At 63.2% G+C, this 14759-nt stretch carries 18 protein-coding genes and 1 pseudogene; 2 read left to right on the forward strand and 17 right to left on the reverse strand.

Annotation, left to right across the window (positions count from 1 at the left end; all coding sequences use genetic code 11):
• Positions 1-292 precede the first annotated feature (292 nt).
• The 10 genes and pseudogenes from DBZ32_RS02885 to DBZ32_RS02925 all read right to left on the reverse strand — a co-directional run bounded on the left by DBZ32_RS02885 (position 293) and on the right by DBZ32_RS02925 (position 8136).
• Positions 293-715: a ribbon-helix-helix domain-containing protein gene (locus tag DBZ32_RS02885; RefSeq protein WP_119165610.1), complete on the reverse strand. Its 423-nt coding sequence runs from the start codon at positions 713-715 to the stop codon at positions 293-295.
• Between the two features lie 11 nt (positions 716-726).
• Positions 727-2733, reverse strand: coding sequence for a conjugal transfer protein TraG (locus tag DBZ32_RS02890; protein WP_119165611.1), 2007 nt, complete (start codon positions 2731-2733; stop codon positions 727-729).
• A 22-nt stretch (positions 2734-2755) separates the two neighbouring features.
• Positions 2756-4516, reverse strand: a complete 1761-nt coding sequence (locus DBZ32_RS02895; RefSeq protein WP_119165612.1) for a relaxase/mobilization nuclease domain-containing protein — start codon at positions 4514-4516, stop codon at positions 2756-2758.
• A 247-nt stretch (positions 4517-4763) separates the two neighbouring features.
• Positions 4764-5522, reverse strand: a complete 759-nt coding sequence (locus DBZ32_RS02900) for a lytic transglycosylase domain-containing protein (RefSeq protein WP_235829982.1) — start codon at positions 5520-5522, stop codon at positions 4764-4766.
• Positions 5523-5526: 4 nt separating this feature from the next.
• Positions 5527-6066, reverse strand: a complete 540-nt coding sequence (locus DBZ32_RS02905) for a S26 family signal peptidase (protein WP_235829984.1) — start codon at positions 6064-6066, stop codon at positions 5527-5529.
• Positions 6036-6500 (reverse strand): DUF2840 domain-containing protein, encoded by a 465-nt coding sequence (locus DBZ32_RS02910; RefSeq protein ID WP_119165614.1) that lies wholly within the window; start codon positions 6498-6500, stop codon positions 6036-6038. Before DBZ32_RS02910 ends, DBZ32_RS02905 begins: the two co-directional genes overlap by 31 nt.
• The gene (locus DBZ32_RS02915) at positions 6497-6781 is read right to left on the reverse strand and encodes a helix-turn-helix transcriptional regulator (protein WP_119165615.1); all 285 of its coding nucleotides are present in this window, start codon (positions 6779-6781) and stop codon (positions 6497-6499) included. The genes DBZ32_RS02910 and DBZ32_RS02915 overlap by 4 nt, the downstream gene beginning before the upstream one ends.
• 176 nt (positions 6782-6957) lie before the next feature.
• Positions 6958-7578, reverse strand: a complete 621-nt coding sequence (locus tag DBZ32_RS02920) for a DUF2285 domain-containing protein (RefSeq protein ID WP_119165616.1) — start codon at positions 7576-7578, stop codon at positions 6958-6960.
• Between the two features lie 19 nt (positions 7579-7597).
• Positions 7598-7732: pseudogene (locus DBZ32_RS22795) on the reverse strand (transcriptional regulator domain-containing protein); the annotation flags it as partial.
• Positions 7733-7866: 134 nt separating this feature from the next.
• Complete coding sequence (locus DBZ32_RS02925) at positions 7867-8136, reverse strand: DNA -binding domain-containing protein (protein ID WP_119165617.1); 270 nt, start codon at positions 8134-8136, stop codon at positions 7867-7869.
• A gap of 156 nt (positions 8137-8292) precedes the next feature.
• Here DBZ32_RS02925 and DBZ32_RS02930 point away from each other — a divergent pair, with 156 nt between their 5' ends.
• Positions 8293-8565, forward strand: a complete 273-nt coding sequence (locus tag DBZ32_RS02930; RefSeq protein ID WP_328587472.1) for a helix-turn-helix domain-containing protein — start codon at positions 8293-8295, stop codon at positions 8563-8565.
• An 81-nt stretch (positions 8566-8646) separates the two neighbouring features.
• Here DBZ32_RS02930 and DBZ32_RS02935 read toward each other — a convergent pair whose 3' ends face one another.
• The 3 genes from DBZ32_RS02935 to DBZ32_RS02945 form a co-directional block, all read right to left on the reverse strand.
• Positions 8647-8970 (reverse strand): DUF736 domain-containing protein, encoded by a 324-nt coding sequence (locus DBZ32_RS02935; protein ID WP_119165618.1) that lies wholly within the window; start codon positions 8968-8970, stop codon positions 8647-8649.
• A gap of 601 nt (positions 8971-9571) precedes the next feature.
• A complete protein-coding gene (locus DBZ32_RS02940) occupies positions 9572-10204 on the reverse strand; it encodes a class I SAM-dependent methyltransferase (RefSeq protein WP_119165619.1) in 633 nt (210 codons plus the stop codon).
• Complete coding sequence (locus DBZ32_RS02945) at positions 10201-11664, reverse strand: MFS transporter (protein ID WP_119165620.1); 1464 nt, start codon at positions 11662-11664, stop codon at positions 10201-10203. The genes DBZ32_RS02940 and DBZ32_RS02945 overlap by 4 nt, the downstream gene beginning before the upstream one ends.
• 81 nt (positions 11665-11745) lie before the next feature.
• Here DBZ32_RS02945 and DBZ32_RS02950 point away from each other — a divergent pair, with 81 nt between their 5' ends.
• Positions 11746-12201, forward strand: a complete 456-nt coding sequence (locus DBZ32_RS02950; RefSeq protein ID WP_119165621.1) for an RrF2 family transcriptional regulator — start codon at positions 11746-11748, stop codon at positions 12199-12201.
• Positions 12202-12358: 157 nt separating this feature from the next.
• Here DBZ32_RS02950 and DBZ32_RS02955 read toward each other — a convergent pair whose 3' ends face one another.
• From DBZ32_RS02955 to DBZ32_RS02970, 4 genes are all read right to left on the reverse strand, one after another.
• Positions 12359-12889 carry a nuclear transport factor 2 family protein gene (locus DBZ32_RS02955; RefSeq protein ID WP_162906531.1) on the reverse strand — a complete coding sequence of 177 codons (531 nt, stop codon included), beginning with the start codon at positions 12887-12889 and terminating at the stop codon, positions 12359-12361.
• A gap of 52 nt (positions 12890-12941) precedes the next feature.
• Entirely contained in the window at positions 12942-13259 is a 318-nt protein-coding gene (locus DBZ32_RS02960) for an Atu4866 domain-containing protein (protein WP_119165623.1), read from the reverse strand.
• Between the two features lie 56 nt (positions 13260-13315).
• Positions 13316-13813 (reverse strand): carboxymuconolactone decarboxylase family protein, encoded by a 498-nt coding sequence (locus DBZ32_RS02965; RefSeq protein ID WP_208539084.1) that lies wholly within the window; start codon positions 13811-13813, stop codon positions 13316-13318.
• 76 nt (positions 13814-13889) lie between these two features.
• Positions 13890-14744, reverse strand: coding sequence for an oxidoreductase (locus DBZ32_RS02970; protein ID WP_119165624.1), 855 nt, complete (start codon positions 14742-14744; stop codon positions 13890-13892).
• Between the last annotated feature and the right edge of the window lie 15 nt (positions 14745-14759).

Here is a 14759-nt window from a genome sequence, read left to right on the forward strand (position 1 = left end):
TGCACTACCAGATCAATCGGTATGCACTGAATGACCCATTCCGGATTAACGTCATGCAAAAATTGCATGACGGCGTGCAATATACTATCGCACTGCCTCTAGTCTGATTGATGCATGCCGCTCATCGCCTCAGGTACCGAACCGGAGGCGATGCGTTCGACCAACTCGGCACGCAGAAGGCTAGCGATCTTTGCCGTGTCCTGCATTGGAAAGTGCAACTATCAACCTTATCCCGGGGCCGCGCTCCTGTAACAGAGTGGCACTGGAAGTCTGGGGCTCAAACTCAAAGCGGTCATTGGTTCGTCGACGAGCGATTGCCCTCTTCGGAGACCTCTTTCGTCAGGGTGCTCCCTTTCGCCAGCCGTCGCCCCAGCGCCTCGACGAAGCCATCATAGCGTTCGCGCCCCTTCGCTTGCGCTGCGTCCCGCATCGTATCGGGCAGCGGCGGCGTCGTGGTGAGCCAGAATTTTACGAACAGCGCGAGCGCCTCGGTCGAGATGGTGAGATCACGCTCCAACCGTTCGATGGCGCGGGTGAGCCGGTCGAGCCTGCGGACGATGGCGGCTTCACGCTGATCGGCGCCGTCGGGCGAGAGGTAGGATGCAAGCGCCGCCTCGACGATCTGCGACTTGGAGACCTTGCGTCGCGCCGCGAGGCTTTCCAGCTCGCCCGTCAGTATCGGATCGAAATACACGTTGAGGCGGTCCTTCTTCATCCCGGTCCCTCTCAAAGCTCGATGCCGTCTTCGGGGTCGAGCGAGGCCTGACGCGCCACGCCGCGGAACCGGTCCTGAAGTTGCTTCGCCCGCTGAGCATCGTCGTCAGGCTCGTCATCCAGGGCGGCGAACTCTTCGCGCGCGGGCGCGGGACGATCCGGCGCGATCGCCTCGTGTTCGGGGATCTCCGGCTCGCGCCGGACGCCGCCATCGGCGTCCCCGTCATCAGCGGCTTGGCTGGTCGAACCAGCGGGCTCAGGAGCGATGGGCGGCGCGGACGACCAGTCGTCAGCGTTGCAGGCGGGCTTCGCCTCGACCGCGCTGCGCGACTCAGGCGGCAGCAGAATGCGCGCCTGTAATTGCGGGTCTTTAAAGTAGCGCGCCTTCTGCGCCCGGATGGGCGGCGCGCCGGAGACGAGCACCAACTCCTCGTGGGGCGGGAGCTGCATGATCTCGCCGGGCGTCAGAAGCGGCCGCGCCGTCTCCTGACGTGAGACCATGAGATGACCGAGCCAGGGGCTGAGCCGGTGGCCGGCATAGTTCTTCATCGCGCGCATCTCGGTCGCCGTGCCGAGGGCGTCCGAGACGCGCTTGGCGGTGCGTTCGTCATTGGTGGCGAAGGCCACGCGCACATGGCAGTTGTCGAGGATCGCGTTGTTTTGGCCGTAGGCTTTTTCGATCTGATTGAGCGACTGGGCGATCAGGAAGGCTTTCAGTCCGTACCCGGCCATGAAAGCGAGCTGGCTCTCGAAGAAGTCGAGCCGGCCAAGCGCGGGAAACTCGTCGAGCATCAAGAGCAGGCGATGCCGGCGTTTCGCGTGTAGGTCTTCCGTCAGCCTGCGGCCGATCTGATTGAGGACGAGGCGCACGAGTGGCTTGGTCCGGCTGATGTCGGACGGCGGCACGACGAGATAGAGCGTCGCGGGTCTGTCTCCTTCGATCAGGTCATGGATGCGCCAGTCGCAGCGGTTGGTCACCCTGGCGACGACGGGATCGCGATAGAGCCCGAGGAAGCTCATGGCGGTCGAGAGCACACCCGAGCGTTCGTTGTCCGACTTGTTCAACAATTCCCGCGCGGCCTGAGCAACCACAGGGTGCGGTCGGTCGCCAAGATGCGGCGTCTTCATCATCGCGGTCAGGGTCGCCTCGATGGGCCGACGCGGATCGGAGAGGAAGGCGGCGACGCCGGCGAGCGTCTTGTCCGCCTCGGCGTAGAGGACGTGGAGGATCGCGCCGACGAGCAGCGCGTGGCTGGTCTTCTCCCAATGGTTCCGTCTCTCCAACAGCCCTTCCGGATCGACCAGAATGTCGGCGACGTTCTGGACGTCGCGCACTTCGCTGTCGCCGCGCCGAACTTCGAGCAGCGGATTGTAGGCGGCGCTCGCCGGATTGGTGGGATCGAACAGCAGCACCCGGCTGAAGCGGGACCGCCAGCCGGCAGTGAGCTGCCAGTTCTCGCCCTTGATGTCGTGGACGATCGCCGAGCCCGGCCAGGTCAGGAGCGACGGGACGACCAGCCCGACGCCCTTGCCCGACCGTGTAGGGGCGAAGCAGAGCACATGCTCGGGGCCGTCATGCCGGAGATAGCTGCGCTCGAACCGGCCGAGGACCACGCCGTCGGGATCGAGCAGCCCGGCCGCCGCAACGTCCTTCGTCTCGGCCCAGCGCGCCGAGCCGTAGGTGGTGACGTCCGAGGCCTCACGGGCGCGCAGGACGGAAAGGAAGATGGCGACGACGATCGACATGATGCCGCCTGCGCCGGCGATGATGGCGCCTTCGACGAAGACCCTCGGCGCATAAGCGTCGTACCAATACCACCACCAGAAGAAGGCGGGCGGCACATAGACCGGCCAGCCGAAGAGTGAGAACCAGGGCTCGCCGAGTTCCGGCTGAAAGCCGAGCCGCCACGCCGTCCACTGGGTCGCGGTCCAGACGAAGAGCAGTGCGACCAAGCTGACGATCAAGATCTGACCCCAGAGGATCTTGGTGGCGGGGGATTGGGGGTCGCGTTTCGTCATAGGGGACTCTTTCCTTCGCGGCTCAAAGTGTCAGGCCGCGCTTGCGGCCGAACGACCAGTCGACGCCGCCGCCCGGCGTGACCGCGCCCGTCACGCTCTGGCCGAGATGTTTTTCGAGCTGCGGCTTCCAGGGCACGAGCTCGAAGCCCAATCCGTTGTCGAGCATCGCGAAGCGGCCCGACGCGAGATCGAGGCGCTGGCGATAGACGCCGGCGACCGTCTCGCCGTCGCTGCTCTTCTGGCGCTTCAATCCCGTCTCGGCTTCGAGCTTCGCGGCGGCAGCCGCGAGGTCTCGCTCGCGCAGCGTCTTGAGAAGATCGCGTGAGAAGCTGACGCGGCCGCCGCGTCGGGCCGCGAGGCCGTCTGCCTCAAGATGATCGATCCGCCGTTCGAGCGCGGCCGAAACCTCGGCGCCGAAGCCGCCTGCGCTCAGCGGTGCGCGCTCGCGGGCGAGTTGAAGTCGATCGAGCCAGGTGGCGCCGTCCGCAGTCACCTGCGCTTCCAGTGAGACGTCGGATCGCCCGACCAGCGACAGACGCGGACGGCCGCCGCCCTTCGGAGTCCAGCTCCGCGACTCGACGATGCCGCCGACCGGCGTGTCTCCGGTCATGTCGAGATCGGAAAAGCGCAGATGATGAACGCGGCCATCGACGCCATCGATGACCGCATAGGCTTCGCCCCTGAGTTCATCATGGAGGCCGCGATCGACGAGCCGCCCGAGGATTGGCGCGGAGGGTTCCGCATCGATGGCGAAATCGGATATTGGCCGCTCGGCCCTGCCACCCATGGCGCGGTGCATGGTCTTGATGATGTCGCCGCCCATGGCGAGATCGCGGAGCGTGTCCTCCGCGCCCGGCTTCAATGTCCAGACAGCCGGGGCGAGTTTTTCAGCGACGCCGAGCCGTTCCAGCGTTTGCGCGCGGCCGATCAGGCGTCGGCGCAAATCGGGGTCTGTCGGTTGCGGCGATCCTGGCCGCAGATCGGCGACGCCGACATTGTCGTCGGCGAGACCGCGCAGCGTCTTGTCGAGGCCGGTCCAGCGTTCGGCCGTTACCTCGGCGTCGAGTCCGGATGCGATCTCGCGCGCGCTGCGCGGCCCGAGCTCCAGCGTGACCAGTTCTTCGGCGCGAGCGCGGAAGCCGCGGCTGATGTAATCCCGTGAGATGACAAGGTCCTTGCCGTCGTCGGCCTTACCGCGCACCTGAACGTGGATGTGCGGATTATCGGTGTTCCAATGGTCGACAGCGATCCAATCGAGCTGCGTTCCAAGATCGCGCTCGGCCTGGTCCATGAGATCGCGCGTGAAGGCGCGGACATCCTCCATCGACCCGGCGTCCTCAGGTGAAACGATGAAGCGGAAATGGTGGCGGTCGTCTTCGCAGGCTGAAGCGAAAGCCCGCTCGTCGGCACTGTCGCCGTCGCGGTCGAACATCGCCGCATCGCGGCCATTCCGGGTGACACCGTCGCGCTTCAGATAATCAATGTGTTTGGCGAGCGGCGCGGAGCGATAGCGGGCGCCGCGATGGCGGACGATCCGCGCCTTGATGACGACACGCCGTTGCGTGCGGGAAAGTCCTCGGGCCGCGTTGACAAAGCGGCCGCGGCCGAAACGTGAATTGCTCAGTCCGTGACGTCTCGCCCCGTTGAATCGATAGCCGGTATGCCCTGCCTTCTTAGCCGCGCGCATGACCTGGCCGACGAAGCTCTTAGCCTTCTGGCTGCGCGCGCCGCGATCGCGAATGCGCCCCGCTCTGATACGGACATCGTTGTCGCGATTGCTCATGCCGTTCGCCCCCGGTGAAAACGGATGGCACGGCAAAAACGCAGTAAAAACAGGGAGTAAGCGGTGTGCGCGGCACTGCGGCGATCAGTGTGGCGGGCAAAAACATCAACAACAACAACGCCGTAGCGCCTGTTGGGGCGCGGCCTTTTATCTCGCCGTCCTGCCGTTGTTCCACTCTCCGACCTCTGCGCTCCTTCCAAAAGCGCGACAGGGCACGACAGAGCGCGGCTATCTGCGAATGGAGGCCTCATTGACCTCGCTCCGTTGCCGACCTGACGAACAGGCCGTTTGGCGGACGGGGCGCATGCGCACGGTCGTCATTGTGAGGCGCATTCGACGTCGCACCGGAAGGCCCAATTCCTGCCACCGAACTCGCGCCGCGATTGCCGTCGATGTGCATGACGAACAGCGGAGCGGCGCGCCAATCGACGACGATGGCCGCGCCGTCTTCCTGCTGACGATCTGCACCCGAACCGTCGATCAGGGGAGCCAGGGTCGCCAGATAGGCCCGAGTCTCACGCGGCAACGGACGACCGGTGGCAAGATGTTCGGCATAGCGTCCCGGTCCCGCATTGTAGGCGGCCAGGAAGCCGGGCGCGCCGAAGCGATCATACATCGCACGCAGATAGGCGGCGCCCGCCAGGATGTTATCGCGTGGGTCGAATGGATCGACTCCGAGACCATGCAGCGTTCTCAGCTCGCGCCAGGTCTCGGGCATGATCTGCATGAGGCCCATCGCGCCGGCGCTGCTCACGGCATATCGATTGCCTGCGCTTTCGGCCTGCATCACGGCGCGAATCCGCTGCACAGGGATGTCAAACCGCCTTGCGGCCTCGGCGATGAAACGGTCGATTGAGGACGCATGGACCGCGCCTGTCGGGGTGCTCGCCGCTTGCACCGTTAGCTCGGCGCGTGCGGGAAGCGCCGCTGCGACCGGGAGCGTGAACAGCGTCAGTGCGGCCAAGAGAGTGCGAAAAGTGCGGCCGGAAAGAGGGAGGCGCTGCACAGCGTCAGCCCTCCCGCGTCCAGACCGGCGTCGCCCGGACGATGATTGTGTCTGCGCCAAGCGGGCCGAAATATCGGCCGTCGAGGCTCGCTGGCTCCTCCGGATTAAGTAGAAAGACCTGATCTTCGCGGAGCAGTTGGCAGCCCTGCCAGACCGGTAGTCGGCGGCCGAGCCGGTCGCGCTCGCGCGCTTCGGCGACCGCGTGACCGGCGATGGTAATTGTCGTTCCGCGGCGACAGATTTCAGCGCCCGGCAGCGCGACGACGCGCTTCAACAGCGGCGTATCACGGCCGAGATACCCGTTCTCGAACAACCATTGGCCAAGCGGCGGCGGTGGGCGAACGGCGACTAGATCGCCGACATGCGGCGTGTCGATCGGCGTCACCGCGTAGAAGCCGACGGGCACGCTCGGCGACGCGTTCCAGAGCAGAACCGGATCAGCCTCGATGACGGTCGAAGCGCCGATCAGACCGAGCGCCGCGCCGGAAAGGATGAGGGTTCGACGCGCCGGGGTCATGCGCTCACCTGGCTGCGTTTCAGCCATGCGGTGTGCCGAAGATCGGTGTAAGGACGAGCATCAAGGCCGGTCGTCAGGCGGTTGTGAACGTGCCGCCAATGGTCGGGACACACGTCTTCGGGCGCGAGCCCGAGCGCTTCGATCTGGTCGATGGCGATGAGCGCGGCTTCGACCGTCGGCCAGCCGGTAAGGCGTAGCAGAATCTCCCCACCGGGCGTCACATGCGGAACGGTTGAACAGCCTTCGTCGGGTCTGACGGCGCGCAGGATATCGAGCCGGCTTTCGACCGTGCCATAGTCGTTCGCCGACCAGCGAACGAAGGCGAAGACGGCGCCTGGATTGAAACCGACCGTGCGCCGGCGCCGACTGTGAACCGTTTCCTGCATGGTGCGGCCGAAACGAATCCAGCGTTCGACGCGGCCTTCGATCCACAGAAGATCGACAGTCGTTCGGCCGGTCATGCGCGTTTCTTGTCAGCATAGGCCGGCGAGACCGCTGCATGGCGCTTGGCGGGCAGAACCTCGTCGCCGGTGTCGTCGGAGGTGGATGTCTTCTCGCCGCGGCCGACCCAGGCTTGCAGATCCTCGACGGCGTAGACGACGCGCCCGCCGATCTTCGAGTAACGCGGTCCGGTGCCGTAGGTCCGATGCTTTTCGAGTGTGCGGCCGGAAAGGCCCAGGAAGCGGGCGGCTTCGGGAGTTCTGAGGTAGCGCGGCGGCAAACCGGCATTGGGGTCTGGCATGGATAACGCCTCCGGTAGGTTGCGCACCGCCGCGAACTGCGGCGGCGTGTCGGAGGCGAGAGAAGCGGAGAAGTGCGGCCGGGAGGGATGATGAAAGGCTGAGAAGAAAAACGTCACCCCGAAAACGGACCGTTTGCAGCGTCAACCGTGCTGTAGATTGCGCACGAGATTCGTGCTCACCGGCGGTTTTGGCTGCGAGCAGTTGGGCGTTTGCCGGCAAGCAAGGCGCGGTATCCGTCGTGGGTGAGCATCGCGCCGTGCGTCGCGAGGCGCGCGACCTGGGCTTTAAGCGCGCTGGTTTTCCAGTGCTCGGCGTCGACACGCGCTCGGCCGAAGAAGCGTACGGCGATGGTTCGATAGCTGGCGTTTTGGCGCAAACCGTCTGTCACCCGCAGCGCATATTTGATGCGCTTGCGTTGTTGCTCCGTAAGCGGAGGAGCGCTCGCGCGGCCGTACAAAAGCAGGTGGCGCAGTCGCTCGGCCGCAGCCAGGCGCACGCACCATTGTTCGTCAAACGGCAGGAGGACGCCGATTGGTTTGTCGTCGGACGACAGGTTTCCGACGAGGAGTGAGCCGCTTTCGAGCTTGAGATAGGTCGTCTGAGAGTCGCGTCGCGTATCGGCGATGGGCATGTCACTCAGCGGTGCTGATTGGATGCCGACGTCAGGCAGCGGCGCGATCAGACTGACGGCTGCGGGTGCTATATCGGGGCGCCAGAAGACGGGCGCGGTGGGTGCGGCGATGTTCGGATCGACGGGGAAATCGCAACCCCCAGTCTGCCGGAGTTGCGCGGCCATGCAGCATCAGCGGATATGTCGCTTCATACCGCTCATTGCGCCTCAAGCATTCCCAGGCGAGGCCCGAAACGTCGAGATCGTCGAAGTTGTCGTAGACGCGATCGTTGCGCCAATCTGGCAGCGGCATGACCGAACTCCACTCGCGGACGCGCATCGGATTTTGCGCGTATTGTTCTTGAGATTTGCTTCATCACCGCTTTTGCATAGAGCTGGGTGCGGCATCGCCTGATGCGAGCAGCGCAACACCCCTGATTGTGCGGTTCGCAGTATTTGCCACTCGACGCACCGCTAACCGGCGGAGGACAGCAACTCGCGATAGCCGTGTTCGGTCATCCAGCGGGCGCGGCCGAGATGACTTTGATGCACCTGCTGCGCGCGCTCGGGCTCCGCCTCGGGGTCGATGCCGAGCAGCAATCGCGCAACTTCGGGCCAAGACGCGCCCGCTCGCTCGGCGTCGAGCAGCCGCATGTAGAGCTTGATATGCTCGCGATCATAGGGCGTCAGCGCTTCGCCGGTTGGCGGCGCTTCTGCAATCGTGGCGTCTGGAGAACGGGTCATGTCAGATCCTTGGCTCATGGCCGCGCACCATTAATGAACTGGAAACCATGACGCCTGCAACCGCTGCGTGGTTGAATTTTGGCTATGCGGCGGAAGCGCCCGCAACAAGTCCCGATCCTGGCCGCGTATTATAATGCGTAGCATTAAAATACACAATTGGCCCTTATCCTGCCGATGGACATCCGCAGGGTATTTGGACGCAATTTGCGAACGCACCGGCTTGAGGCCGCGCTCAGCCAGGAGGCGTTGGCCGAGCGAATCGGGGTCGACCGAGCGCATGTGAGCGCCATGGAGCGCGGCCAGCAGAATGTGACGATCATTACCCTGTGGCATGCGGCGCGGGCGCTCGACATCAAGCCGGCGGCGCTGCTCGAAGACGGCGACGGGGGCGGTGACGACAACGCCGCCACGGATGAGACCGGCGCGTAGGCGCTGTCGCCGCCGAATCCTGGATTCAATAGCTGGGCAGAAAAAAGCCCCGTCCGGCGAACCGGACGGGGCGCTTGGGTCTCAGTCGCCGTTCTTGCGGCGGTTGCGGGACCAGATGAGGCTGGACGTTTCGCCGTCTTCGTCGTCGAAGAGATTGGCGTAGATCGGAGCGGTAAAGCTCGGATCGTCGAGCTTGAGGCTCAGATAGTCGCGGCCCTCGTTCGAGCGCTTGGACCAGGCGGCGCCGATCTCGGCGCGGCCGACGAAGACGCGGTGGCTTGGGGCGTTGTCATTGGTCGAGCCCTCTTCGGGGACGATGCGGACGTTCTGCGCCTGGACGCTGAGGGTGACGATCTCGCCGACATACTCGCTGCCGCTCTTCTTGAAGGTTCCGATGGTGGCCATTTCAATTCTCCTTTTGGCTTTCGAGCCCGCGCCCATCGCGGCCTCGATGGCTTGTCGGACGGCCGGGGAAGATGGCCGCCGCAGCCCTTGCGGCCCGAAGCGAAGCGGAGGACGGCGGCGCTGGGCTTTCTTGATCCGCGAGGAATGGGCGTAGCCCAGGGGAAGAAAGTTCAACGCTGCCGTTGCGGCTTAGGCGATCGAGGCGAAGCCGGCCCCGGCCAGATCGAGCCACGAGAGGCCGCGACGAGCGCAGGCAACAGGCATGGGAGAGAGCTGACAGCTACCAGTCAGAACCGGCAAGAGTTCGGCAATGCGTGTCGCGCAATGACAGGCGTTGGCGTGCAAATGGGCTGGGGGAATCGTTCTCGGGAGACTGGCGCGATTGCGCGACATTCATGCTTGGCGCTTCAGTCCGGCCGAGTCGCGGAGTCTCTAAAACGTCTGATCGTATCGAAGGGTGCAACGCGACGGGCTCTCAGACTCCGGACTTTAGGCAGTATGGGCGGCAGGAATGCGGACAAAGCCGATCTTTGGGCTTTGAGCTTGAGTGTTGGCTTTCGTGGAGGTGTCGAAAACGGTCCTATCCGGCGTGAAGGCTGTTTTACCGCCGCTCGACGGCAATCACAGTGTCGATGACAGTGGCGGTCTGACCGTCCGGTCCAATCGCGACCCGTTCGACCGGGCCAACGAACACATTGCGCCATTCCGAGGGGCTGAGATCGAGAGCGGCCATTTCGTCTTCGGCGGTGGGGTAGACCGTATCCGGGTCGGCCCATGACCAGGGTGGGCAAGACCCGTGGGCTCCGATCAGCAGCAAGCCGCCCGGCACAACAGCGTTCGCAGCGCGACGCAGTGCCGATACCCGGTCAAACTTCCCCGGCGAGTGCAGGAACATGGCAGTCACAAGATCGAATTTTCCTTCTGGAATGGACACGCCCAGATCGTGCCGTTCGAATTGCGCGCGTTCAGCAACTTCCGCCTCTCGCGCCGCCTGCCTTGCGGCATTGAGGGCGGACTCTGCCACATCGACGCCGGTGACGGTCCAGCCTTGTTTGGTAAGCCAGATCGCGTCATCGCCCCGTGCACAGCCAAGGTCCAGCGCGCGTCCGATTGCACGGCCTTCCGCAAAGCGGACAAGGATAGCCGAAGGACGACCGCCCGAGAGCTTGCTCATCTTCGTGTAGTGGCCTTCCCAGAAGTCGGCTGGATCATCGTGAAGTTGGGGGACTGTCATGTCGCGGCCCTCCTTGCATTCCATGCCGATGCGCCAACGAGCAGTGTGAGGGTCGCAAATACAGCGATGGAGTAGGTTGTTGCTGCGGCGGCGGCGTCAACGAAGCGCGGCGCGATGTCGGCCCCGGCCTCCATTCCGCCTTGACCGAGCAGCTCGAAGAAGATTGAACCTGCAATGGCGATGCCAAGGGTCGCGCCGATCTGCTGGAATGCCTGCATGGCCCCTGAACCTGCACCGGCGTCCTGCGTCTCGACGCTCGACATGGTGACCTGGAACAGCGACATGATCGCGGTGCCCATGCCGAAGCCGCAGATTAGAAGGGGTGGGGCGAATGCGTAGGGGTTTAGCTCCGCACCGGCCGACTTGATGACGAATTGCAGACCGATCATGCCGAAGACGAGCAGGGCCGCTCCAATCGCGATGCGTAGAGACAGATGGCGGTTTCCAAACCGTTCTGTCGTCATCGAGGCGAGCATGACGCCCACCGGGAAGGGTGTGGTCACGAGGCCGCTTTGCAAGGCGGTCAGACCGAAGCCCGATTGCAGGAAGACCGCGAGGACGAGAAAAAGTCCGGGGACGCCACTGAAGAACAGCGTCACAAGACCGAGCCGCCGCAGGTAGGGCGCGTTCGCAAGAAGACCGGGCGGCATCAGGGCCGAGAGGCCCGCCGCGCTGCACTTTCTTTCATAAGCCATGAAGCCAAGCGCCACGGGAACCGACGCGGCAATCGCGGCAAAACACCACCACGGCCAGCCAAGGGCGCGGCCTTCAATCAGCGGCAAGACAAGCAGGACGGCGGCGATGGTGAACAGGCCCGTGCCGATCCAGTCGGGCTGGGTATCGGCGTCGGCATCCAGCGCCGGAACAAATACCCGCGCACCGAACAGTGCCGCGATACCAAACGGAACATTGATCAGGAACGCCAAGCGCCAGCCGAGATCGCCAATATCTGCAGAGATCAGCGCCCCGCCGATGATGGGACCGGCCACAACGGCCAGACTGGACACGGTGCCGAAAAGACCGAAGACGCGGGACTTTTCCTCCGGCCGGAAGATCACATGCGTGATGGCGAGGACCTGGGGTACCATCATGGCTGCGGCGATGCCTTTCACCGCGCGGGCCACAATCAGGCTGACGACATCTGGCGCGAAACCACAGACGGCGGAGGACAGGGTGAACCCGATCAGCCCCCAGATGAACATCCGCCGTCGCCCGAAAACATCTCCGAAGCGTCCGCACGGCAGAAGGCCGACCGCAAGCGCCAGCACGTAGATTGCCGCAACCCATTCAAGTTGCGTCGAGGTCGCCCCAGTGTCTGCCTGAATTTGCGGGAGAGCCACGTTCACGATGCTGACATCGATCAGGTTCATGAAGCTGGCGAGGAACAGGACGGACAGCGCTGCCCATCGGTTGGTGGCAGCAGTGACGCGGCTGTGACTGGCTTTTGGTATGATAGTCATGTAACATCATATGTATCATGAAACGCCGGATGTCAATCTTTCGTGTGTTCAAATGTTACGTGAATTGAGAAAAGGCCCCAAATGAGACAGGACAACCGGCTCTCCCGCGTGCTCCACGCGCTCTTGCATCTTGATGAGATGGACGGGCCTGCCACCTCCCAACAAATCGCCCAGATGCTTCAGACAAATGCTGCCGTGGTGAGGCGCACGATGTCAGGTTTACGGGAAGCCGGGATCGTCACATCGACTAAAGGTCACGGGGGAGGCTGGTCTTTGGCGAGGCCGCTGGACCAGATCACCCTCCTGGGCATCTATGAGGCACTCGGCTCGCCGCAGCTGTTCGCAATTGGTAACGACGATGATAATCCAAGCTGTCTACTGGCGAAATCGGCCTATGCCGCCACGAACGAAGCGTTAGCATCGGCGCGACGGCAATTCGAGCAATCGTTGGGCAGGATCACTGTCGCGCAGCTCGCGGAAGGGTTTCATTCTGCCCCCAGCCGCAAACGACCCCTTCCACCGCATCCGCGATCCTAGCCGACGTGATATGGCCGCCTTGACGTTTGGCGCCACTTCGCGATTGAAGGCGGCGGCGAAGTCACACCTCGGATGCGTGTCATAGTTCCTCTGCTACCTGCGGGAAGGATGCTTCAATCTCACAGAGGTGATGCGAAGCCGGAAGCAGGCATCGCCATCAATCGGTCCTTTCATCTGGCGCATTTGCCGGATCACGTGCGAGGAGCGCAGCAAAGGCGGCAGTGTCGAGAAATGCAGTCACTTCGGTGACTGCGTCCCCCTCCATTGTGAAGATCCACAGATAGCTGTTCCTATAAACGTCGCCTGCTGCCGTTCGCCCTTCGCCATCGAAGTGTATGAGGACGTCGTCTCCGTCTGCCCAGAGTTCACGCAGAGTGGGACTTAGTCGTTCACTCATGCGTTCGCTGAAAGGCTCGACAGTGCGGGAGAGAAGCTCTTCTTTCCCGCGATATATTCCCGAGACGACCGGATCAAAGCCGGTAATGGTCCATACGACGTCCTCATCAAGTAAGTCGAACACGTTGAACGTACCCGCCTCCCAGCCTTCGAAGGCGTCACGGACGAGCTGGCGGTTTGTCTCCTCGATCAAAGCTTGGTCTGCGGCGTTGGCTGGGCGAACAGGCGCGGCTGTCAGGCAAACAGCGATGCCCAGGCTCAGTGTGACACCGCGGATCACGTTTAGGGGCATGGTCAACTCCTTAAACTGCTTCAGTGACGTTGTGGTGAACCCGGTCGAACCATCATTCCTCCCGGTAGAAGATGTATCCACCGTGGTAGAGGACCCCGTCCCGGAACCGCCCGTCGGCATAGAACCCGGTATCGTCCCAGTACTGGATGATGTAGCCCGTGACGTGATAACGACCCTGATAGGCGCTTTCCCGGTTACCCCGTGCTTCGTCGTAGCGCCCATTCGGGAGAAGGTCGTGGCGAATACGCCCGTCTTCCGTCACCCACATACCGACAAACTCATGGATTTGAGGTTCGGTCGGGGCTTCCGGACGCGGAGAGCGTGGAAAATCGGTGGTGACGAGTTGTCCCTGCGCGGTTGTGCTGCTCATCACGACGCCAAAAGCAACGGCAAGACTTCTTGCGTATGGTCCATGTCCAGGCCTCCTCACTGGCCTGACCCGTCGTCGGCCGTGCGGCGCTCTACAAACAGCTCTGCCATGGTTTGGGAGGCTAGAATTGCTTTCGGAAAGCCGGCCGGCACAGTGATCATGTAAACCACTTCCTTCAGCTCATCCTCGGTCACGCCGACGTTCAGGGCGTAGCCGGCGTGGATCTTCATGAGGCCCCGTTCACCCATCGCCGCGAAGGCGGCGACAGCAGCGATCTGCCTTGTGCGGTCATCAAGCCCGGGCCGGCTCCAGACGTCGCCAAGCGCGTAGGCTTGGGTTGCATCAGCCAGGAAGGGGAACTCTTCACGCATGTTTTCCAGCGTCGTCTGAGGAACGCCGTTGTTGAGCTTCAGGATGACATCGGCACCCTGCTGAAGGCGCTCTTGGGTGGTTCCAGCCATGGTACTTCCTTCGACAGTCTGGGCGCTCGCGGTGGACATCGTCATGCCGATCGTGAGAGCGACAGCCAAAAACGTGATTTTCTGAATGGTCATGGTCGGTCCTTACTGAGTTCGGTCAGAGAGAATGCGCCCGGTTTGCAGCGCGTTCTCAGCGTGGTGATTTTCGCGATCAGGCGGCAGATGCAGCCGCGCCATCCGTTGACGTGGACAACTCCCGCCATTGCGACAGCTCAGCCTTTCGCGCGTCATAAGCGCCGCCCAGGTACTCGACGGCGTCCGACCCGGCGGCGTAGCGCAGGGGTGGCTTGTCTTCGCGGGAGAGACGCACAAGCGCGGCACCAAGCTTTGCCGGGTCTCCTGCCTGAGCGTGGTTCTGCGAGGTATAGAAGCCCTGTGTCGTCTTGGCGTAGTCGGCGTAATCCGCAATCGGCGTGTCCGAGAACCGGATCGAGCTTTCATCAAGAAAATCAGTTCGGAAGAAGCCTGGCTCCACGATAGTGACACCGATATTGAAGGGCTTCACCTCTAGCGCCAGGCATTCCGAGAACCCCTCGACCGCAAACTTGGTCGCACAGTAGATCGACGCGATGTCGAACCCAAGCGCACCTCCGATAGACGAGAGGTTGAAGATATGACCCGATTTCTGTCCGCGCATGACTGGCAGTACGGCGCGGGTGGTGTGAAACGTGCCGTGCACGTTCGTGTCGAACTGCCGAACGATGGCGTCATGTTCGATCTCCTCGAACACGCCAAGCTGTCCGTACCCGGCATTGTTCACCAAAACGTCGATCCGGCCGAAATGCACGACGGTATCAGCTACGGCGGCACTAGCTTGCCTGGGATCGGTCACATCCAGTTGCAGCGCAAGAGCGTCGCTCGTGTCCGGCAAGGCGCTTTTGACTGCTCCGGCATTGCGCCCCGTGGCCACGACACGGTCGCCGGCGGCCAGCGCCGCCTTGGCGATCTCCAGTCCAATGCCGCGTGACGCGCCAGTTATGAACCACACTTTACGATCGTCCGTCATTGTCAGCCTCCTGAA

This window comes from Algihabitans albus, from assembly GCF_003572205.1.
GTDB lineage: Bacteria > Pseudomonadota > Alphaproteobacteria > Kiloniellales > DSM-21159 > Algihabitans > Algihabitans albus.